Origin of the sequence: Amycolatopsis sp. SB7-3, assembly GCF_041021335.1 — a bacterium.
GTDB lineage: Bacteria > Actinomycetota > Actinomycetes > Mycobacteriales > Pseudonocardiaceae > Amycolatopsis > Amycolatopsis japonica.
On record NZ_JBFPJQ010000005.1, the window covers coordinates 306094 to 324989 of the forward strand.

The following is an 18896-nucleotide window of genomic DNA, read 5'->3' on the forward strand; positions in this document are numbered from 1 at the left end:
GACGGCTCAGAACGGTGGTGCTTCGTCGCGGGGTTCGTGCAGTGGTGGAGGCGTGCTGTCGTAACTCTGCCCCGTGGGCGTGGTGATCGTGAGAGTCCCGTCGGAGGCCAACCGGTAGTTCCAGCCGGGCTCGTCTTTCAGTCGGTGGTCGCGGCGGCAGAGGTCGATCAGTTCGGTGTCTGTGGTGTGGCCGCCGTGTTGCCAGGGCAGGGAGTGGTCGAGGTCGCAGGCTTGGGCCACGCGGTGGCAGCCGGGTCTTCGGCACTCACGGTCTCGCACCCGCACGAACTCGTCCAGACCGGCGGTGGGTCGGTAGCGGTTCCGGCCGAGGTCGAGGACCTGTCCTGAGAGGGGGTCGGTGATGATCCGCCGCAGCACCGTGTTCGAACCACTGGCGATTTCTCGGGCCAGCGAGGCGGGGATATGCCCGTGTCCGGCCATTTCGGCGGGATCGTCGTTCAGCCCGAGGTAGGTGTTCAAATCCATGTAGAGGAACACCTCCGACCGTTCACTCTTCCCACCCTGACCACCCAGCAGAAGGTCAAGGGCGACATCAGCACGTAACTGGTCCAGAGTGCGCGTTTCCCCACCGGCTCGTAGGGCGCGGGCTTCGCGGTCGATCCGCGTGTAGGCGGCGGCCACCTTCTCGACCGGGCCGTCCTCGACCTCGATGGACGCGACGCCGGTGTCGCCTTGTCGTACTGTCACGCGACGTCCGCCGCGGTTGCGTTCGGCCCGGCGGGAGGCGCCGTCACGGTCGGCCATCATCGCCGCATGATTCGCCGCCTTCCGGATCTGATCGGCGTTCCGATCCGGGATCCGATCCTCCAGGACCGCGTCCACCGCACGGGCGTCCTCATCCGAAAGCCAGGCAGTGGCCGTGGCGACTTTCATCGCCCCATAGCCGCCCACCTTCCCCTGATCGAGCAACCCCAATGTGCGCGGCAGCCGAGTCGTCAACGCCTCAGCCGTCGAGACCAGCCCGGCGGCATGTCCGTCCACAACGGACAGAGCGAACGCGACCTCCTGCACCACGCTGGAAGCCCCATCGCGATGACGGCTTAAACGACCTAAAGCACGGAACCGAATTGCCTCCAAGCGTGCGATGCCCTCCGACGCAGCGACAGCCGCATCCACGGCATCGTTGTCCCCCAACGAATCCAGCGAAGCATTAACCTCCCGCAAAACTTCCGACGAGGTGATTTCCTTCAAACGCGCCACAGTGGCGTTGAGTGTGTCCACACACAGAACGTACAACCGACCACCGACAGTTTCCGTCGATGACGGAAGCAACCGCTAAAGACCGTTGCGCGCCACCACATCCGCATAGAACAGGGCGCTGTCCTTGAGTACTCGTTCCTGAGTCTCGAAGTCGACGTGCACGAGACCGAACCGCTGCGTGTACCCCATCGCCCACTCGAAGTTGTCCAGTAGCGACCAGGCCATGTAGCCGCGGACGTCGGCGCCGCGCTCGATCGCGGCGTGTACGGCGGCGAGGTGGTCGGCGAAGTACCGTACGCGTTTCTCGTCGTGTACGCGGCCTTCGATGACTTCATCCTCGAAGGCGGCACCGTTCTCGGCGATCACGAGCGGCAGGCCGTCGCAATGTTCTTGCAGCCAAACCAAAAGTTCGGTGAAGCACTCCGGCCGCTGCTCCCAGCCGAGCGAGGTCAGCTCACCGCGGGGCGGCTGGACGTCCATCCCGCGCAGGCCCGGCAGGGGGCAGTTGCTGTCGGCTTCGGGATCTTCGAGCGGCACCGCGCGGGCGGGCGCGTAGTAGTTGACGCCCAGGACGTCCAGCGGCTGCGCGATGATCTCCAGATCACCGTCGGCGATCGCCGGTTCCAGGGTGCCGAGATGCGCCAGATCCGCCAGCAGCTCGGGCGGATAGCCGCGGCCCAGCAGGGGGTCGAGGAAGAACCTGTTGTGCAGGAAGTCGAATTTACGCGCGGCCTCGCGGTGCGCGGCGTCGTCCACATCGGTCAGCACGGGGGTGAAGTTGAGCACGATGGACACTTCCTGCTCGCCGCCATTAGACCGCAACGCTTGAGCGGCCTTGCCGTGCGCGAGCAGGAGATTGTGCCCGGCGACGAGCGCCGCGCCCTCGTCCTGGATGCCCGGGGCGTGATCTCCGTTGCCGTAGCCGATGAAGGCGGCGCAGAACGGTTCGTTGATCGTGGTCCACTGCCGCACGCGATCACCGAGTGCTTTGTGGACGGTCAGTGCGTAATCCGCGAAAAGATCAGCGAGCTCGCGATTCGGCCAGCCGCCTTCCGCTTGCAGCGCCTCGGGTAGATCCCAATGGTAGAGCGTCACCATCGGGGTGATCCCGTGTTCCAGCAACGTGTCGACGAGGCGATCGTAGAAGGCGAGCCCGCGTGGCTCGACCGTACGGCCGTCCGGCATGACCCGCGACCAAGCGACGGAGAACCGGTAGTACGGCACACCGAGTTCGCTCAGCAGCCGGACGTCCTCGCGGTAACGCCGATAGTGATCGCAAGCCGGATCACCGGTGGCCAGGCCGGATCTCGTGGTGAACGTGTCCCAAATGGACGGTCCGCGACCGTCCGCCGTCGTCGACCCCTCGATCTGGTACGCCGCCGTGGCCGTACCCCACCGGAACCCGTCCGGAAACCCCAGTGTCACGCCGTCCCCGCTCAGTTGGCGGCCGCGGCGCGGCCTTCGGTGGCGGCCTGGTTCCAAGCCTCGTCGAGCGATTGCTTCCCCTCTTCGACGCGGCCGAGCGCGTGCCCGTACACCGGCCGCACCTCACCGTCGCGCAGCCCGCGGTAGTTGGGCCGCAAGGCCTCGGCGGACGCGGCGAAGATCTTGCCGATCGGCGCACCGCTGAAATACGGGCTGGTGTGGGAAAGCACGGCACTGTCCTGGTAGGCGCCCAGCGCGCTCGGCAGCAACCCGCTCTCCAGGAAGATCCGTTTCTGCTGTTCGGGAGCGGTGAGCCAGACGGCGAGGTCGTAGGCCTCCTTGCGGTGCGCGCCCTGCTTCGGGACGGTCAGGAACGAACCGCCCCAGTTGCCCGCCTTCCCCGGAACCGAGGTGACGTCCCATTTTCCGGCCAGCTCCGGGCCGCCCGCCTCCTGGATCTGGGTGAGCATCCAGGCGGGACAGGTGATGGCGGCGAACCGGCTCTGCTTGATCGCCACCGTCCACGGCTGGGTGAACGTGGTGACCGCCGCGGTCTCCTTCTTCAGCGCCATCCCGCCCGCGAGCTCGAAAGCCTTGCGCACGTTGGGATTCGTGTCGGCGATGAACTTGTCGTCCTTGGAGAAGTAGTTCTCCTGCGCCTGGTTGAGCATCGCCGTGTAGACGGTGCCCGCCGAGTCGGCGAACTTGACGTCGTCCGGTGCCTTGGCGCTGAACCGTTCCCCGGTTTCGGCGAACTTCTCCCAGGTCGGCCACAGCGCGGCCACCTGGTCGCGGTCGGTCGGCAGCCCGGCGTTCGCGAACAGGTCACGGCGGTAGCAGAGCGCGAGACTGCCCATGTCGGTGCCGAGGCCCATCACGAACTTCCCGCCCTCGGCGGTGCCCTGATCCCATTTCCAGGCGGGCCAGTGCTCACGGAGGCCCTGCGCGCCGAATTCCGAAAGATCGCTGAACTTGTCCGTCGACTGGCGGAACTTGGGAAGGTACTGCTCTTCGATCGCCACCACGTCGGCGCTGCCGCGTCCGGCGCCGAGTCCGGTGGCCAGCTGCCGGTGATGCGTCTCGAAGTCGGCGACCCGGCCTTCGACGGTGATGCCCGGATGGGCCTTTTCGTAGTCGTCGAAGAGTTTTTCGTACCCGAACTCGCCGAAGGTGGCGACGGTGAGCTTGATCGGGCCGCCGGCTTCCGGCGTGCCGGAACAGCCGGCGAGCAGCAGCACGAGGGCCGTCAATCCGGCCAGTACGCGGGTCATGGTTCTCCTCGATCGTGCGGTCACGCGAGTCGTCTCGGCAGCTGATCGCCGACGGTCAGCCGGGAGTCGGCGTGCAGTTTGGTCAGCACCCTGGACACCAGCGACTGCACCGTCCTTCGCGGAAGGCTCAGCTCCGCGGCGATCTCCGGGTTGGACAGTTTCGCCGCCACCAGCCGCGCGACCCGCAGTTCCAGCGGCGACAGGGCTCCGCTGTGCCGGGGACCCCGTTCCGCGCGGCTCAAGACGCCGTAGCGGCGCAGCCTGCTTTCCGCGCGGCGGATGCTCCAGGTGGCACCGACCGGCCCGAGCACTTCGCACGCCTCGGTGAGCGAACGGGTCGCCTCTTCGAGGTACCCGGCGCGGCCCAGCAGTTCGGCGGCGTCTTCCAGGGCGGACGCCAGTTCGATGGGACGACGGACCTCGCGGTAGTGATCGGCCGCGGCCCGCATGCCTTCGGGATCGCCGTCGAGCAGCGCCCGGCACCGCAGGGCGGCGGCGGTCGCCCTCGCCGGCACGGTCTCCTGGTTCGCCTCTTCGGCGCAGACGGCGAGCGCTTCCTCCGCGACGGCATCGTTCCCGGCGGCGATCGCGACGCGGACGACGTCGGGAAGCCATTGGTGGCGCAGCATCATCCGGGCGTAATCGGGGCGCAGCACCGGCGCGAACAGACGCAGCGCGTCGTCGAGCTCGCCGCGTTGTTCGGCGGCCATCGCCTGTGCCGCCAGGTAGAAGTCGCAGCTCTCGCGTTCGGACGAGTTCGACGGCGAATGCGCCTCGGCCGCTTCCAGATGAGCCCGGACGGCGACGCGTTCGTCGCGATGGCCCGCGATGAGCGCGGCGACCCCGTGCAGCAGCAGGGCGGCGGCACCCGGCTCGCGCACGCCGTAGAAGGTGATCGCCGGACCGTCCTCGGTGACCGAGTCCAGCTCGGCCAGCGCCTCGTCCCAGCGCCCGGTCCAGTAGTAGTGCACGGCCGCCGAGACCTGCGGACCGGTCGGCAGACCGTGCCGCGCCGCGGTCTCGTACCCGGCGTGCAGCGTGGCGTCGGCCTCGGCGAGCCGATCGAGGTTCTGCAGGGTGAAAAGCCGGTTGTCGAGCAGGTCGAACCGCAGCGTCGCCAGGTCCGCCTCGTGGCCCGCGGTCTCCAGCGCGGCGTCGATCGCGGTCAGCGCCCGGTCGTGCTCCCGGCGGATCGAGTGCACCAGCCACAACGTCTGCTGCGCGTGCGCGGCGGGGTAACGCTCACCCGCTTCGGCCGCCTCGGTGTGCAGGCCCCGCGCGATCCGTTCGGTCTCGTCGAGATCGGACAGGTCTCCACGGCGGAAGTTGGCGAGCAGCGTCCGGGTGCTGGTACGCCAGAGTTCCGGGATCGACGGATCGTCCGCGGTGTCACCGAGCGCCTCGATCGCGCCGGGCGTGTCGCCCCGGCGGTAGCGCAGCGCGGCCAGGAAATGCCGCATCTGCGCCAGATCCGCCTTGTCCACGACGGTCTTCACCGCCTCCTCGGCTTCGGCCTCGGGGGTGAGTTCGAGCCGGAACAGCACGCGGACCAGCGCGGCGATCAGCGTCTCCCGTTGCTCACGGGTGGGCACCGCGCTGTCGAGCGCGCCGCGCAGCAGGTCGGCCGCGATATGCGGGGCGCGGTTGGACACCGCGACGTGGTTCGCGGTGAGCCAGCCCGCCAGCCACGGGTCGAACGGCACCGGTCCGGCGGCCAGCTGTTCGGCGACCCGTTTGACCGGCGCGCCCGCCCGCGCGAGCGATTCGGCGGCGCATCGGTGCAGCCTGGCGCGAACCGGTTCGTCGATGGCGCCGTAGAGCGCCTGCCGCTGGAACGGATGGTGGAAGGCGAGTTTGTCGCCGGCGTACTCGATGACGCCCGCGGTGATGGCGGGTTCCAGCTCCTGCAGCACCTCGAGCGGGCTCTTGCCGGCCAGCGTGGCGATGTCCTCGACGGCGAACTCCGCGCCCAGCAGGGAGGCGGTGCGCAGGATCCCGGTCGTGGCCGGGGCGAGGGTCTCCAATGTCCTGGCCACGGCCGCGAGCAGCGACCGCGGCGCGTTCTCAGTGCCGTCCAGCGTCACCTCGGCCACGCCCGCCGTGATCCGTACCGCGCCGCTCCGGACCAGGTCGTGCGCGACTTCCCTGGCGTAGAGCGGATTCCCGGCCGCGCGCCGGACCAGCGAGCGCAGGCTCGGCCCGAGCTTCGCCTCGAGGATCGCCTCGAACACGGCGGCGATGTCGTCGTCGGTCAGCACCTCGACCGGCATGATCTCGCCGTCCCTCGCCTCGACCCCGCGACGCAGCTGGGCCAGATCCCGGCGGCCGTGCCCGGTGCGCGTGGCGGCGACCAGCAGCAACGGCAGCTGGCGGGTGGCGGCGGCCAGCCGCTGCCACAACAGCACACTGGCCTCGTCGGCCCAGTGGAGGTCGTCGATCACCAGCACCAGCGGGCCCGCCGCGCAGGTCTCGTCGACCAGCGTCAGCAATTTGTCCACAGTGGACAAGATCGGGTCGGTCGGCCCCCAGTCCCCGTGCGCGGGTTCGGCGTGCAGCTCACCGGCCAGCTTGGCCTTGGCCGGATCCGCCGCGCCGTGGTGCACGCCGAGGCATTCCATGATCACCTGCAGCGGGAACCGTTGCTGCAGTTCGTCGGCCGCGGTCCAGGCGAGCTGGCAGCCGCGCGCCGCGGCACCGGCCAGCCCGGCGATCAGCAGTTCCGATTTGCCGATACCCGGTTCGCCTTCGAGCCAGACCGGGCGGCCGCGACCGGCGAGCACATCGGTGACGAAGCCGTCCAGCCGCGCGACCTGCCGGGCACGGCCGGGCAGGTGGCCGTGCCCGCCGCGCTCGATCGCCTTGGCCACCGGCGGCGGTACGACGCGGACCGGCACCGGTTTCGGCGCGGTGACGGGCTTTTCGCTGCCGTCGAGGATGCGCTGGTGCAGATCCCGCAGCGGGGCGCCGGGTTCGACGCCGAGTTCGTCGCGAAGGATCCGCCTGGCCTCGCGATACGCGCCGAGCGCCTCGATCTGGCGCCCGCTGGCGTACAGGGCGCGCATGAGCGTCTCGTGCAGGGACTCGCGCAACGGATGCCGCTGCACCAGCGCGGTCAGCTCGGCCACCACTTCACGGTGGTCGCCGATGCCGAGCAAGGCGGTGGCGCGCAGTTCGGCGGCGGTGAGCTGGAGTTCGGCGAGCCGGACGCGTTCCGCTTCGGCGAACGGGCCGGGCACGCCGGAGTAGGCCTCGCCGCGCCAGAGACCGAGCGCGGAGGTGAGCCGCGCGGCCGCGCCCCGCTGATCGGCGTGTGCCGCTTTGGCGGCCGCGACGTCCTTTTCGAACCGGTGGACGTCGAGCGCTTCCCCGTCCAGCCGCAGCGAGTAACTCGATCCGGACGATCGCAGGATTCCGTGCGCGTCCCCGCCCGCCTTGCGGATCGCCCCACGCAGGCCGGAGACGTAGGTGTGGACACTGCCGGTGGCGCTGGCGGGCGCCGACCCGCCCCAGACGTCCGAGATCAGTTCGCCGAGGGAGATCGCCTGGCCGCGCCGCGTCGCCAGGGTGGCGAAGACCGCGCGCTGGCGGGCGGGCCCGAGCTTCAGCTCGACGTCGTCGAGCCAGGCACGAGGCGGCCCGAGCAGCTCGACGCGCAGCCCGTTCGTCACGCCGGCTCCATTTCTCGTGTTACAGCGAAAGTGGCCGGATCACTGGTGTGTCCCCGCAGTTTAGGACGTCCCCGGTGCGCTCGGGTTGCGCACCCGGGCGAGCGCGTGCAGCGGAGTGCACCAGGGCTGGGTGGGCCAGGAGGGCGCGGCGGCCGAGCCGGGCAGCAGCAGCGCGGCGAGCTCGCCGGTCAGCTCCTCGTGCTGCTCCTCGGTGAGATTCCGTTGGTGGGAAAGCACATCGAGTAGTTCGACGGCGGTCCCGGCGGACAGCGCGCGGACGTTGTCGAGCACCCAGCGGGGGATCCAGGGCGCGGTCAGCTCGTCGCCCGCCTGAAGCAGCTGTTCGGCGACACGATCCGCGGGCGCGCCGGAGTCCGCCATGGTCGTGGCGATCTCCTGGTGCAGCACGGCGCGGATGGCGGGCGGCGTGTTCCCGGCGAACACCGCTCGAACGAGCGGAACGCGGAACCGCAGGCGGTCTCCCTCGGCTTCGAGAACGTGCGCGGTGAGCGCCTCCTCGACCGCCCCGGCGAGCGACCGCGGTTCGCGGCCGGTGACGCCCGCCAGATCCGCGACGGTGAACGACGAGCCGAGCAGCGCGGCGGAATTCAGCGTTCGCTTGCCCGGCACGGAAAGCGTGGCGAGATGGTCTTCCACCACGGCGGCGAGCCTGCCGTGCGGCGTGGTGTCCGGCTCGTGGCCGTCGGCGAACTCGGCGAACAGCCCGCGCAGATAGCCGACATTCCCGGCGGTGTACTCGGCGGCGAACCGGAGGAAGTCATCACCCGGGGCCCTGGCCAGGGTCTCTTCGGCGAGCGCGGCGACGGCCGGGCCGTCGAACGGTGGCAGCGGGACGATCTCGCCGTCGAACTCCGAGCGAAGGACGTCGAGCGTGCGGCGCCGGGGGAGCGGGCGCGCCGAGCCGATCAGCAGCAATGGCAGGTGCGCGGTGAGCCGGTGAAGCCGCTGCCAGGCGAGCAGGCTTTCCTCGTCGGCCCAGTGCAGATCTTCGAAGACGAGCACCTGAGGCCCGTCTTCGCAGAGTTCGGTGACCGTTTTGCCGAGATCGTCGAGCGCCGCGGCGCCGAGGCAGTCGGCGATGAGGCTCATCGGGACCGCGCCGCTCAGCTCGTCGGCCACCACCCAGCGTGTCCTGCTCCTCGCCGTGGCCAGCGCCTCGGCCAGGAACGCGCTCTTGCCGCTGCCCGCTTCGCCGTCCAGCCAGACCGTTCCGCCGCGACCTTGGTCCAGCAGCGCGGAGAGGTGCCGTCGCAGGCGGCCGAGCTCGAACTCCCGGCCGACGAAAGCGGACGGCCGGGCGGGGACGGCGTGCGTCCGATGGGGACGTTCCGGCCGGCCGTGCAGTGCCGGATCGTCGTCCAGGATCCGTCGGCGCAGGTCCAGCAGCTCCGGGCCGGGTTCGAGGCCGGACCGCTCGATGATCGTCTCGCGGGCGCGGTCGAACGCGGCCAGGGCCTCGGCCTGCCTCCCGGACCGGAACAACGCGGTGATCAGCATGCGGTGCAGGCCTTCGCGCAGCGGATGACGCTCGACCAGCACGGCGAGCTCGTCCACGAGTTCGCGATGCTCGCCGAGCCGCAGCGCGACCTCGGCCTGACGTTCGAGCGCGCTCAGGCGCAGTTCGTTCAGCCGGGCACGCTGGGTCTCGGCGAACGGGCCGGGGATCCCGTCGAGCGCGGAGCCCCGCCATTGTCCGAGCGCGGACCGCAGCGACTCCAGCTCCCGCTGGTGCGCGCCGTCGAGCCGGTGCGCGCGGGCACGGTCCAGCTCGGCTTCGAAGACATGGACGTCGACCTGCTGCTTCGGCAGGTCTAGGCGGTAGCCCGCGCGACTGGCGACGAGCGGTTCGCCGGCAGGCTCCAGCGCGCGGCGCAGCGCCGAGACGTAGGTGTACACGATGCCGGTGGCGCTGTCCGGAGGCCGCTCGCCCCAGACGGCGTCGATGATCTCCCGGCGGGAGACGACCTGGCCTGCGTGCAGCGCGAGCGTGGCGAACACCGCCTGCCGCTGGGCAGGACCCAGCGCGATCTCGCCGTCGCCGTGGCGGGCGGGGGAACCGCCCAGCAGCCGCACCGTCAGCGAGGAAACCTCGTCCATGACCTGCCGCCCGCGCTTCCGACCGCCGAAAAAGAGTGTCCCGCCCGGCGAAAAGCCTAGTGGCGCCGATGTGGGTTTCGCAATCAATCGGACACTCACCGTGTGGGTTTGGCCGGCCATGATCGGATTTCGCCGTCCCTTGGACTATCGGATGTCCGTTCATGTGGTTTTCCGCCGCCCGGACGGGTGACGGGCGAGTGGGCAAAGCCGGACGTTCGCAGGGGCAAAGTGTCGTCCGGCGCTGGTGGCGGGCATCCGTGGCTGTGCATGCTGTGCCGGTGAGCCAGGATCAGGAGCTGTTCGCCGGTGATGTCCTGCTCAGTCTCGCCCAGAACGGCAGGCTGGTCGTCGACGCCGACGTGGCGGAAGCCCGCGTCGCCGAACTTCGCCGGACGCTGGCGTATGGCTACGCCCTCCTCGCCGACCCGGACTACACCGGCCCCGAGGGCAGGCTCCGCGAGCTCCTGGACGAACTCCCCAAGTACGTCGAGGCGTTTCAGCAGGCCACGAAGTCCTTCACGCCTCGTTGAGGTCTCGTGGAGACTTCGTGAAGAGCTCCTTCGCAGACTGTGTCCCATCCATCCGACTGGGGCCGCGGACAAGCGGAGGGGACGAAGTGGACACGGAAACCCGACAGATCACCGTGGCGGTGCACGCGCCCGACCCGATCACCACGGCGGGCCTGGCCAGCCAGCTGGGCACACAACAGGGGATCGACATCCGGGACTGGGAGCGGCGCGCCGAGACCGACGTACTGGTGTTCGCCGCCGAATGCCTGACGCCGGAGATCGTGCTCTGGCTGCGGCGGCTCGCCGCCGAGGACGGCAAACCGGTGGTGCTCGTGGTGAGCCAGATCAGCGAGGCGGAGCTCGTGCCCGCCATCGAATGCCGGGTGGTGGCGGTCCTGCCGCGATCGGCCACGACCGGCGAACGGCTGGCGCACGCGGTCCGCGCGGCGGCCACCGGCGGCGGCGTGCTCCCGCCGAGCCTGCTCGGCGAACTGCTCAAACACGTCGAACGGCTGCAGCGCGAGGTGCTCGACCCGATGGGCGTCAACACCGCCGGACTCACCACGCGGGAGATCGACGTGCTGCGGCTGATGGCCGAGGGCAAGGACACCGTGGAGATCGCCGGTGAGCTCAGCTACTCGGAACGCAGCGTGAAGCACATCATCCAGGGCATCACCGGACGGCTGAAGCTGAAGAACCGTCCGCATGCCGTCGCGTACGCCGTACGGGCCGGGGTGATCTGACCGCACGGTTCGCCAGGCGTTCGGCGACGACGGCCAGTTCGAGCGGCTGGTCTCGTTCGCGGGCCAGCCAGAGGCATTCGTCGGCGGGCTCTTCACCGAGGCAGGCCCGGACCAGATGCCGATGCAGCAACACGCGTCCCGTCGGCATCGCGGCGGCGAGTGCGTTCAGCGCGTCGAGCGCCTGCTGCGCCGACGCCCGGTCGTTCCTCCGCAACGCGAGGTCGGCGAGATCGGCCCAGGCGATGTCCGTGCCGACGGCGAGCCCGCGGGTGGCCGCGTGGAGGCGCCGGGTGGCCCGGTCGGTTTCACCCACCGCGATGTCGACGCGGGCTTCGGCGATGTCGAGCAGATGTGCCAGCGTCGGGGCCGTGGCGCGGGCTGCGGTCAGCAGTCGCCGTGCCTCGGTGGGCCGTCCCTGTGACAGCAGGACCGACACCGTCGACAGGTACATCGCGGACGCGCCGATGTCATGGCCGGGCCCGGAACGGCCGGCCAGGCTTCGGTGCGCGAAGTCGATCGCCAGAGCGGGCCGTCCGCGCATGGCGGCGAGCAGCGAACGTTCGCTGTCCCGCAGGCCGGATTCGGGGAAAGCCTCGTCGGCGAGCAGCTTTTCCGCGCGTGCTCGCTCGCCCAGCACCAGCAACGCGGCGACGTACGAGGTGATCTGGTCGTTCAGGTGTCGCGGTACCGTCCTCGACGGCCACCGCTCGCGCTCGGTCAGATTCGCGCCGAACCGCGCGGAACGGCCGTCCCAGAGCTCGGCCAGGCCGCCGAAGAGCTCGCCGAGCCAGGAATCGTTCCCCGCCAACAGTTCGGCCGCTTCCGTCCACCGGTCCCGCAGGCACAGCGCGATCGCGCGCGAGACCATCGAGTCGGCTTCCACGCGTGCCATCCTGAGCGGCCGGGGCGATGGCGGCGTGCCGGCCGCCCGGGGTCGGCCCGTATGGACGCGGGGTCCGCCCGAAAGCCGTCAGACGGCTAGCGGGCCGAAGACGAGGGTGCCCGGTGCCTCCGCGTCGTCACCCGCCCAGAACTCCAGCCACAGTGCGGCGAACTCGTCCCGGGACAGCATCCCGTCGCCGTCGGAGTCCAGCAGCGGGAAGGTGGCGTCGGTGTCGGTGGGGCGGCCGTTCCACACCTCGATCATCTGGTGGTACTCCGCCGCGGAGATCAGGCCGTCGCGGTTCTCGTCGACCGCTTCGAACATCGCGTCGGCCGTGGCGGTCACGGCCTCCGGCGTGTCCGGGAGCTTGTCGACCACCATCAGCACTTCGTCCAGGGTGACCTTGTTGTCGCGGTTCAGATCCGAGGCCGCCAGCAACGTCGTCCACCAGCTCAGCATGATGCCGGTCAGCCGCCGTTCGTCGCCCGGCCCGCGCCGCCGCGCCCAGCGGTCGGCCAGGGCCTGGAAGTCCTGCTCTTCAAGGAAACCGTCGCCGTCGACGTCCATCGCGGCGAAGACCCCCGACACCTTGCGCCGCTGCAAGTCGCTTGCCATGCGTCCGAACGATAGAACCGGACGCAGTAGCGGAACAGCGGCCATTCAGGGGCACGGGGAACCACGATCGGGGGACCATCGGGCACGATGGGTGGATGGTGGAGATCAGCTTCCTGACCGAGTCCGATCGCGCCTCCTGGGAAGCGCTGGCCCGCGACAACGACGCGTACTTCGCCGTGGAACGGGACGACGACGCCTACGACCGGACCTGGCGGCGCCTGGTCGACGACGGGCAGCCGATCGGGATCACCGCACGGCTGGACGGCGAGCCGGTCGGCTTCGCGCACTATCTGTTCCACGCGGGGGTCTGGGGAGCGCAGCGGTGTTATCTGGCGGACCTGTTCGTCGACGCGGGCGCCCGGCGGCGGGGTGTCGCGGCCGCGATGATCGCGTGGGTGGCGCGGGACGCCGAGGAGCGCGGTTTCCCCCGCCTGTACTGGAACACGCTGGAGGATTCCCCGGCCCGCGGGCTGTACGACAAGGTGGCCGAGGTCAACGAAGGACTGGTCGTGTACAGCTACCTCCGACGAGGTGTACGGAACTCTCCGCGCGGGTGAGACAACGGCCGAGCCGCGGCAGTGCGGTGGTCGCCGCGCCGTTTCCGTTGGCTGCGAACAGGACATGCCGATTCCGCCCGGGGAACGCCGGCGATACGCGTACCGTATGTACCCGTCAGGAGGTGGAGCATGACAGCCGGAATCGAGCGGGCGGCGCACGCCTACTGCCGGGTCTGCCACCCGGACCCCGGTCTCGGCGAGCCGGTCACCGCGCTCTGCGGAGCCACTCATCCCTACTGGGGCCGTCGTGAGCGGCCGGTGAACAACTGTCCGGCCTGTGCGGCGGTCGTCGCCAGGACGGAGTACCCGTGCGGCCACACGGGCGCCGGAAGGTGACGTGGCGGGCGCCACAGCGAATACGCCGTTTTCGGGGCCGTGAGCCGGGTATCCGTCGCTCAGCGGACAACGAAGGAGGCTCCGATGAACGACAAGGCCGAGAACAAGATCGACGAACTCAAGGGCAAGGCCAAGGAGGCCGCCGGGAACGCCACGGACAACGAGCAGTGGCAGGCGGAAGGCAAGGCCGAGCAGGGCAAGGCCAACGTCAAGCAGGCGGGCGAGAAGATCAAGGACGCGGTCAAGGGCGTCCGGGACTGACCTCGTGACCGCCGGGGCCCGCCTGCCGAGGCGGGCCCCGGTACGGTCCGGGGCATGGAGTTGCGGGATTTCGACGGCGTCAAGGTACGGCGGGCTTCGGTCGAGCGCGAAGACCTCGAAAGCGAACCAGCCGTCTTCAGCGGCTACTTCGATTTCGACACCGTCCATCTCGACGGCGGTGAGCAGGACGGCGTTCGCGGTGGCGGCGAGATCGCGCACTCCCTCGTCTCGGAAGTGAGCTTGGCGAACGCCCGGCTCGACAGGCTGACGCTTTCCGACGTGGTCCTCGAAGGCGTCGACCTGTCCAACGCGGCGATCCGCGACCTGTCGGCCCGCCGGGTCGAAATCCTGCGCTGCCGGGCGATCGGGCTCGGCGTGGCGATCACCGCCGCCACCGATCTGTACGTCGAGAACGCGCGGTTCGACTACGCCTCGGTGACGGTCGAGCGGGTGAAGGGCGCGGTCGTGTTCTCCGGATGTTCGTTCCGGGAGACGGTGTTCTCCGGCGACCTCTCCCGGCTGACCTTCGTCGACTGCGACTTCACCGAAACCGAATTCGCGGCGACCTCCGCGGTGGACTGCGACCTCCGCGGCTCACGCCTGTCCGGCGTCCGCGGTCTGCTGACCTTGCGCGGCGCGAAGATCACCGGTGAGCAGGCCGTCTCGGTCGCCGGGATCCTCGCGGCCGAGAGCGGCCTTTCGGTTCAGCCTTCGGGATAGAAGATGAAGAGCGTGCATCCGGTCGCCGACGCGGGCACGTGCCAGGAGCCGGCCGGAGCGTGCAGGAACGTTCCCGCCGGATAGTCGCGCGCGCCGTCGTTGAAGGTGCCGGAGACGACGAACACCTCTTCGGGGCCCGGTTCGTGGACGTCGCGGTGCGGCCAAGAAGTACCGGGATCCATTTCCAGCAGGTTCGCGTGTGCGCCGTCCGCGCCTGTCCACAGTGGACGAAGGCGGATACCGGGGAAGAGCTCGCGCACGGGGGATTCCTTGACGGAGAAGGAAGTGTAACCCTCTTGGGCGAGGATCTCTGGATGCATGACCCCATGCTGCCGGGGCCATCGGGCCGCCGGACAGTGTCAGGGAAGACATCATGGGGTACTTTCCTGCCATGCATCGGGTGAGGGCACTGGTGCGGCCGGTGCAGTCGACGTTCGAGCTCGGGATCGCCGCCGAGGTCTTCGGCACGGAGCGCGCCGGGGTGCCGCGGTACTACGATTTCGACGTCTGCACGGAGAAACCCGGCCCGGTGCCGACCACGGCCGGGTACGCGATGTCCGTGACGCGGGGTCTCTCCGCGCTGGCGGACGCCGACACCGTGCTCATCCCCGGCTGGTCCCCGGTCGAGGCGCCGCTGTCGGCGTCCGTTCGCCGGGCACTCCTGCGCGCGCACGCCAGGGGAGCGCGGCTCGTCACGATCTGCTCCGGTGTCTTCGCGCTGGCCCGCACCGGGCTGCTCGACGGCAGGTCGGCGACCACGCATTGGGCGCGCGCCGCTCAGCTGCGGGAGGAATTCCCGCTGATCAAGGTGGAACCGGACGTGCTCTACGTGGACCACGGCGACGTCGCCACGAGCGCCGGGGCGGGCGCGGGGATCGACCTCTGCCTGCACCTCGTCCGGCGTGACCACGGTGCCGCGCACGCCGCCCTCGTCGCCCGGCACATGGTGATGCCGCCGCATCGCGACGGCGGGCAGGCGCAGTTCGTCCCGGCCCCGCCGCCCGGCGACGAGCTGGACGGTCTCCTCGAGTGGGCGGGCGCCCGCCTCGGGACGCCGTTGTCGGTGGGCGATCTGGCCGCACACCTCAACGTCTCGCCGCGCACGCTGGCCCGGCGCTTCGCCGATCAGCTCGGCACGACGCCGGGCGCGTGGCTGCTGACCCGCCGGGTGACCGAGGCGCGCACCCTGCTGGAGGAGACCGGCCTGCCGGTGGACGTGATCGCGGCCCGCGTCGGGCTGGCGTCGGCCGTGAACCTCCGCCGCCGCTTCCGCGATCAGGTCGGTACGACGCCGGGCGCGTACCGGCGCGCGTTCCGGGGCCCGGTTTCGCCTTGAGCGGAACGGCGTACGCGGGCCCCGGCCCGGATGTCACGATGACCGTATGGCGGACATCCTCCCTTTCCAGCAGAAGCGTCCCGAGCCGGAACCGCTGTGGCGTGACGTGCTGGGCCGGAGCCTGCGCGCCGCGCGGGAGGAACAGGGTGGCCGCCTCGTCGACGTCGCGGAACGCGCCGGGATCTCGCCGCAGTACCTCTCCGAGATCGAGCGCGGCCGGAAGGAGCCGTCGAGCGAGATGATCGCCGCGGTCACCGGCGCGCTCGGGCTCGACCTGGCGGATCTGCTCTTCGGGATCGCGGGCACGATCAGCCGGGGCGGCAGCACGGGCCTCGCGGTCGGACGGCGTCCGCGAGGGCCCGTGCTCATGGCCGCCTAAGCACGTCACGTCAGTTCGTCGCGGTCGTGAGTGGCGTGTCGGGTTAGACCCGGTCGGGTCCTGGACACCTACCGCCGGGCAGCACGTGTGATCAGACGGACGACACAGGTGATTGAGTGGACGACACGCGTGTCCAGCCGGACGCCTCGCGGCAGGACCGGTTGAGTCCGAGTGTCGTCCAGCCAATCACGCGTGTCGTCCGTCTGATCACACGTGCCGTCCGCCCGGACACGAGATGAAGGGCGCTTTACCCGCGTCGCATGCGGTGAAAGTCCCCTTCATCCGCCTCCGAGAACAGAAGACTTCGCGCTAAGCACGTTCGTCGAGGACGCGGTCCGCCAGCCCGTAGGCGACGGCGCCCGCCGCGTCGAACACGCGGTCCCGGTCGGTGTCGTGGCGCAGATCCGCAACGGCGCGGCCGGTGTGGGCGGAAAGGATCTCCTCCAGCTGCGTCCGCACCCGCACGACCTCGTCGGCCTGCAGGATGAGGTCCGGGATCGTGCCGCGCCCCTGCGCCGCGGGCTGGTGCAGCACCACCCGGGTGTGCGGTAGCACGAACCGGTGGCCCGCCTCGCCCGCCGCCAGCAGGATCGCGCCCGCCGCGACGGCCTGGCCGACACAGGTCGTCGCCACCGGCGCCTTGATGAAGCGCATGGTGTCGTACAGCGCGAGCATCGCCGACGGGTCGCCGCCCTCGGTGTTGATGTAGAGGTTGATCTCCTGTTCGGGGTTGTCCGCCTCCAGGTACAGCAGCTGCGTGATCAGGGCGTTCGCCACCCCGGAGTCGATCGCGGTCCCGAGGTAGATGATCCGCTCCGACAACAGATGCGAATAGACGTCCATGATCCGCTCGCCGGCGGGACTGCGGGAGATGACGTTGGGGATGGTGTAGGTGCTCATGCGCCCGCACCCCTTTCCGTGCCGAGGCCGAGTTTGTGGGTGCGGACGGGGACGACCTGGTCGAGGCTTTCGACGATGTGGTCGATGAAGCCGTATTCGCGGGCCTGCTCGGTGGTGAACCAGCGATCGTGCAGCGAATCGGCGAAGATCCGGTCGATGGGCTGCCCGGTGTCGTCGGCGATGAGCCCGAGCACGGTGTCCCGCGTGTAGCGCAGGTCGTCCGCCTGCACCTCGACCTCGACGGCCGAACCGCCGATACCTGCCGAACCCTGGTGCATCAGGATCCGCGCGTGCGGCAGGGCGAACCGTTTGCCCGGGGTGCCCGCGGAGAGCAGGAACTGCCCGGCACTGCACGCCAGCCCCAGCGCGAGAGTCGCGACGTCGCACGGCACGAGCCGCATCACGTCCCGGATCGCCAGCATCGACGGGACCGATCCGCCCGGCGAGTGGATCCACAACGCGATGTCCTTGCGCGGATCCTCGCTCGCCAGTGACAGCAGCTGGGTGGTGAGGACCGTCCCGTTGTCGTCGTCGAGCGGGCCGTCGAGGACCAGCACACGCTGGCTGAAGAACCGTTCCCGTTGCCGTTGGTCGAAGAGTGGCTGCTTCTCGTTGTCGCTCATGCCCCGACCATGCCGCCGTCGCCCGGCCGGCCGCCGGTTTCTCTGCTGTGAGCGGATCAGCCCACAGCAGGGCGTTTCGCCGGCACGAACCACACGGTGATGGTCAAGAGCATGGCGAAGACGAGGGCGAGGAGGTCGAGGGTGAGCCCCGGTTGCAGGGCAAGGCCCAGGTACTCCGCCTCGCCCAGCGCCTTCAGCAGAAGCAGGCTGAGCAGCGTCAGACCGCCGCCGATGGTGATCATGACCTGCCCACGGCGGACGTTGGCGAGCAGGAGCCCGCCGCCGGCCACCGAAAACACACCGGACAAGACGAGGGTGACCTGACAGAGCTGCAGTGGCTCCCAATGCTCGTGCACCAGGTACGCGTGGTGGATCAGCATCGCGTCCGCCAGCACGAAGAAACCGAAGAGCATGCTCGCCACCCCGGCCAGGACCGCGAAGACCGACGGCGGTGTCAGGCCAGGACGCATCGGCGGGATCGGCACCGGCGTTTCGATCCCGCTCGCGGCCTGGGCCAGCAACGGGAAAGCGTGGTCCGGCAGCATGCGCGCGTGCGGCGCTTTCGCCAGCAGCCCGCGCAGCACGTCCGCGAGCGGGCCGGGCGTCCGGTCGATGGCGGGCTGCTCGTTGACGACGGCGTACAGCGTGGCCGCGACGTTCGCCCGCTGGAAGAAGTTCCCGCCTTCGCTCGCGCTGAGCAGTGTCACGCCGAGCGACCAGAGGTCGGAATGCGGTGTGCCGTCGTGTCCGGCGATCGTTTCGGGGGCGAGGAAGGCCGGTGTGCCCGCAGGGTCGAGGGCCTTGGCGATTCCGAAGCCGGTCAGCTTCACAGTGCCGTCGGGACCCACCAGGATGTTCGCGGGCCGCACGTCCCCGTGCACGACGCCCGCCGTATGCGCGGCGGCGAGCGCGCCGAGCACCTTGCCGCCGATGTCGGCCACGAACCGCGGCGGCAGCGGGCCCGCGGACGCGAGGTCCTCCAGGGTCCGCCCCTCCACCGGGTCCATCACGATGAACGCGTTTCCGTCCGCGACCACGACATCGCGGACGGGCACCACCGACGGGTGATCCACCGAGACGAGGGCTTCCTCCTTGAGTCGCTCCACGCGGGCGGGCTCGTGCGTGGGAAGCGGCAGCTCCTTGATCGTGACCCGCGGCCCGTCCGGCCCGTCCTCGCCGCGCCACAGCACGGCCGTCCCGTCGCCACCCAGCTTCTCGAGCAGGGTGTAGCGCTCGGCGATCGTGCTGGAAACTGCCGTCACAGTGGTGCTCCTCGAATCGTGAAGGGTCTCCGAGGCACGCTAACCAGGGCTCATGACAAAACGATGAAA

At 70.0% G+C, this 18896-nt stretch carries 19 protein-coding genes; 8 read left to right on the forward strand and 11 right to left on the reverse strand.

What is annotated here, in order from left to right:
* Positions 1-6 precede the first annotated feature (6 nt).
* The 5 genes from AB8M46_RS31620 to AB8M46_RS31640 are packed head-to-tail and all read right to left on the reverse strand — an operon-like array spanning position 7 to position 9703.
* Positions 7-1242: a DUF222 domain-containing protein gene (locus tag AB8M46_RS31620; RefSeq protein ID WP_394362591.1), complete on the reverse strand. Its 1236-nt coding sequence runs from the start codon at positions 1240-1242 to the stop codon at positions 7-9.
* Positions 1243-1296: 54 nt separating this feature from the next.
* On the reverse strand, positions 1297-2646 hold the full coding sequence (locus tag AB8M46_RS31625; RefSeq protein WP_394362592.1) for a GH1 family beta-glucosidase: 1350 nt from the start codon (positions 2644-2646) through the stop codon (positions 1297-1299).
* A gap of 11 nt (positions 2647-2657) precedes the next feature.
* Positions 2658-3917: an ABC transporter substrate-binding protein gene (locus AB8M46_RS31630; protein ID WP_037345318.1), complete on the reverse strand. Its 1260-nt coding sequence runs from the start codon at positions 3915-3917 to the stop codon at positions 2658-2660.
* A gap of 20 nt (positions 3918-3937) precedes the next feature.
* Positions 3938-7585 carry a BTAD domain-containing putative transcriptional regulator gene (locus AB8M46_RS31635; RefSeq protein ID WP_394362593.1) on the reverse strand — a complete coding sequence of 1216 codons (3648 nt, stop codon included), beginning with the start codon at positions 7583-7585 and terminating at the stop codon, positions 3938-3940.
* Between the two features lie 60 nt (positions 7586-7645).
* Positions 7646-9703: a BTAD domain-containing putative transcriptional regulator gene (locus tag AB8M46_RS31640; RefSeq protein ID WP_394362594.1), complete on the reverse strand. Its 2058-nt coding sequence runs from the start codon at positions 9701-9703 to the stop codon at positions 7646-7648.
* Between the two features lie 278 nt (positions 9704-9981).
* Between AB8M46_RS31640 and AB8M46_RS31645 the strand changes: the two genes are divergently transcribed.
* Both AB8M46_RS31645 and AB8M46_RS31650 read left to right on the forward strand, forming a co-directional pair.
* Positions 9982-10233, forward strand: coding sequence for a hypothetical protein (locus AB8M46_RS31645; RefSeq protein WP_038522963.1), 252 nt, complete (start codon positions 9982-9984; stop codon positions 10231-10233).
* Positions 10234-10319: 86 nt separating this feature from the next.
* Positions 10320-10955, forward strand: coding sequence for a response regulator transcription factor (locus AB8M46_RS31650; RefSeq protein ID WP_037345324.1), 636 nt, complete (start codon positions 10320-10322; stop codon positions 10953-10955).
* On the opposite strand, the gene AB8M46_RS31655 is transcribed toward AB8M46_RS31650, so the two are convergent.
* The gene (locus tag AB8M46_RS31655) at positions 10885-11838 is read right to left on the reverse strand and encodes a hypothetical protein (RefSeq protein WP_394362595.1); all 954 of its coding nucleotides are present in this window, start codon (positions 11836-11838) and stop codon (positions 10885-10887) included. The genes AB8M46_RS31650 and AB8M46_RS31655 overlap by 71 nt on opposite strands.
* Before the next feature lie 87 nt (positions 11839-11925).
* Positions 11926-12453: an EF-hand domain-containing protein gene (locus tag AB8M46_RS31660; RefSeq protein ID WP_199755051.1), complete on the reverse strand. Its 528-nt coding sequence runs from the start codon at positions 12451-12453 to the stop codon at positions 11926-11928.
* 95 nt (positions 12454-12548) lie between these two features.
* Between AB8M46_RS31660 and AB8M46_RS31665 the strand changes: the two genes are divergently transcribed.
* The 4 genes from AB8M46_RS31665 (at position 12549) to AB8M46_RS31680 (ending at position 14327) form a co-directional block, all read left to right on the forward strand.
* Positions 12549-13010: a GNAT family N-acetyltransferase gene (locus AB8M46_RS31665; RefSeq protein ID WP_037345326.1), complete on the forward strand. Its 462-nt coding sequence runs from the start codon at positions 12549-12551 to the stop codon at positions 13008-13010.
* A 129-nt stretch (positions 13011-13139) separates the two neighbouring features.
* Entirely contained in the window at positions 13140-13346 is a 207-nt protein-coding gene (locus tag AB8M46_RS31670) for a hypothetical protein (RefSeq protein WP_125734991.1), read from the forward strand.
* An 84-nt stretch (positions 13347-13430) separates the two neighbouring features.
* Positions 13431-13607 (forward strand): CsbD family protein, encoded by a 177-nt coding sequence (locus AB8M46_RS31675; protein WP_034316186.1) that lies wholly within the window; start codon positions 13431-13433, stop codon positions 13605-13607.
* A gap of 54 nt (positions 13608-13661) precedes the next feature.
* Positions 13662-14327 (forward strand): pentapeptide repeat-containing protein, encoded by a 666-nt coding sequence (locus AB8M46_RS31680; protein WP_394362596.1) that lies wholly within the window; start codon positions 13662-13664, stop codon positions 14325-14327.
* Here the strand turns inward: AB8M46_RS31680 and AB8M46_RS31685 are convergent.
* Positions 14312-14647: a cupin domain-containing protein gene (locus AB8M46_RS31685; RefSeq protein WP_394362597.1), complete on the reverse strand. Its 336-nt coding sequence runs from the start codon at positions 14645-14647 to the stop codon at positions 14312-14314. The genes AB8M46_RS31680 and AB8M46_RS31685 overlap by 16 nt on opposite strands.
* Before the next feature lie 71 nt (positions 14648-14718).
* Here AB8M46_RS31685 and AB8M46_RS31690 point away from each other — a divergent pair, with 71 nt between their 5' ends.
* On the forward strand, positions 14719-15663 hold the full coding sequence (locus AB8M46_RS31690; RefSeq protein ID WP_394362598.1) for a GlxA family transcriptional regulator: 945 nt from the start codon (positions 14719-14721) through the stop codon (positions 15661-15663).
* 46 nt (positions 15664-15709) lie between these two features.
* The gene (locus tag AB8M46_RS31695) at positions 15710-16042 is read left to right on the forward strand and encodes a helix-turn-helix domain-containing protein (RefSeq protein ID WP_037345333.1); all 333 of its coding nucleotides are present in this window, start codon (positions 15710-15712) and stop codon (positions 16040-16042) included.
* Positions 16043-16351: 309 nt separating this feature from the next.
* Here the strand turns inward: AB8M46_RS31695 and AB8M46_RS31700 are convergent, their stop codons facing one another.
* Genes AB8M46_RS31700 through AB8M46_RS31710 form a run of 3 tightly spaced genes read right to left on the reverse strand, consistent with a single transcriptional unit; the run spans position 16352 to position 18827 of the window.
* Positions 16352-16942, reverse strand: coding sequence for a ClpP family protease (locus AB8M46_RS31700; RefSeq protein ID WP_034316174.1), 591 nt, complete (start codon positions 16940-16942; stop codon positions 16352-16354).
* On the reverse strand, positions 16939-17565 hold the full coding sequence (locus AB8M46_RS31705; RefSeq protein ID WP_073848930.1) for a ClpP family protease: 627 nt from the start codon (positions 17563-17565) through the stop codon (positions 16939-16941). Before AB8M46_RS31705 ends, AB8M46_RS31700 begins: the two co-directional genes overlap by 4 nt.
* Before the next feature lie 56 nt (positions 17566-17621).
* Positions 17622-18827, reverse strand: coding sequence for a serine/threonine-protein kinase (locus tag AB8M46_RS31710; protein ID WP_394362599.1), 1206 nt, complete (start codon positions 18825-18827; stop codon positions 17622-17624).
* Between the last annotated feature and the right edge of the window lie 69 nt (positions 18828-18896).

What these genes read in the sequence shown, in the direction of transcription:
- AB8M46_RS31695 (WP_037345333.1), top strand. Translation starts at nt 15,710, where the DNA reads ATGGCGGACATCCTCCCTTTCCAGCAGAAGCGTCCCGAGCCGGAACCG.
- AB8M46_RS31660 (WP_199755051.1), bottom strand. Translation starts at nt 12,453, where the DNA reads ATGGCAAGCGACTTGCAGCGGCGCAAGGTGTCGGGGGTCTTCGCCGCG.
- AB8M46_RS31675 (WP_034316186.1), top strand. Translation starts at nt 13,431, where the DNA reads ATGAACGACAAGGCCGAGAACAAGATCGACGAACTCAAGGGCAAGGCC.
- AB8M46_RS31630 (WP_037345318.1), bottom strand. Translation starts at nt 3,917, where the DNA reads ATGACCCGCGTACTGGCCGGATTGACGGCCCTCGTGCTGCTGCTCGCC.
- AB8M46_RS31640 (WP_394362594.1), bottom strand. Translation starts at nt 9,703, where the DNA reads ATGGACGAGGTTTCCTCGCTGACGGTGCGGCTGCTGGGCGGTTCCCCC.
- AB8M46_RS31690 (WP_394362598.1), top strand. Translation starts at nt 14,719, where the DNA reads ATGCATCGGGTGAGGGCACTGGTGCGGCCGGTGCAGTCGACGTTCGAG.
- AB8M46_RS31665 (WP_037345326.1), top strand. Translation starts at nt 12,549, where the DNA reads ATGGTGGAGATCAGCTTCCTGACCGAGTCCGATCGCGCCTCCTGGGAA.
- AB8M46_RS31670 (WP_125734991.1), top strand. Translation starts at nt 13,140, where the DNA reads ATGACAGCCGGAATCGAGCGGGCGGCGCACGCCTACTGCCGGGTCTGC.
- AB8M46_RS31705 (WP_073848930.1), bottom strand. Translation starts at nt 17,565, where the DNA reads ATGAGCGACAACGAGAAGCAGCCACTCTTCGACCAACGGCAACGGGAA.
- AB8M46_RS31680 (WP_394362596.1), top strand. Translation starts at nt 13,662, where the DNA reads ATGGAGTTGCGGGATTTCGACGGCGTCAAGGTACGGCGGGCTTCGGTC.
- AB8M46_RS31700 (WP_034316174.1), bottom strand. Translation starts at nt 16,942, where the DNA reads ATGAGCACCTACACCATCCCCAACGTCATCTCCCGCAGTCCCGCCGGC.
- AB8M46_RS31685 (WP_394362597.1), bottom strand. Translation starts at nt 14,647, where the DNA reads ATGCATCCAGAGATCCTCGCCCAAGAGGGTTACACTTCCTTCTCCGTC.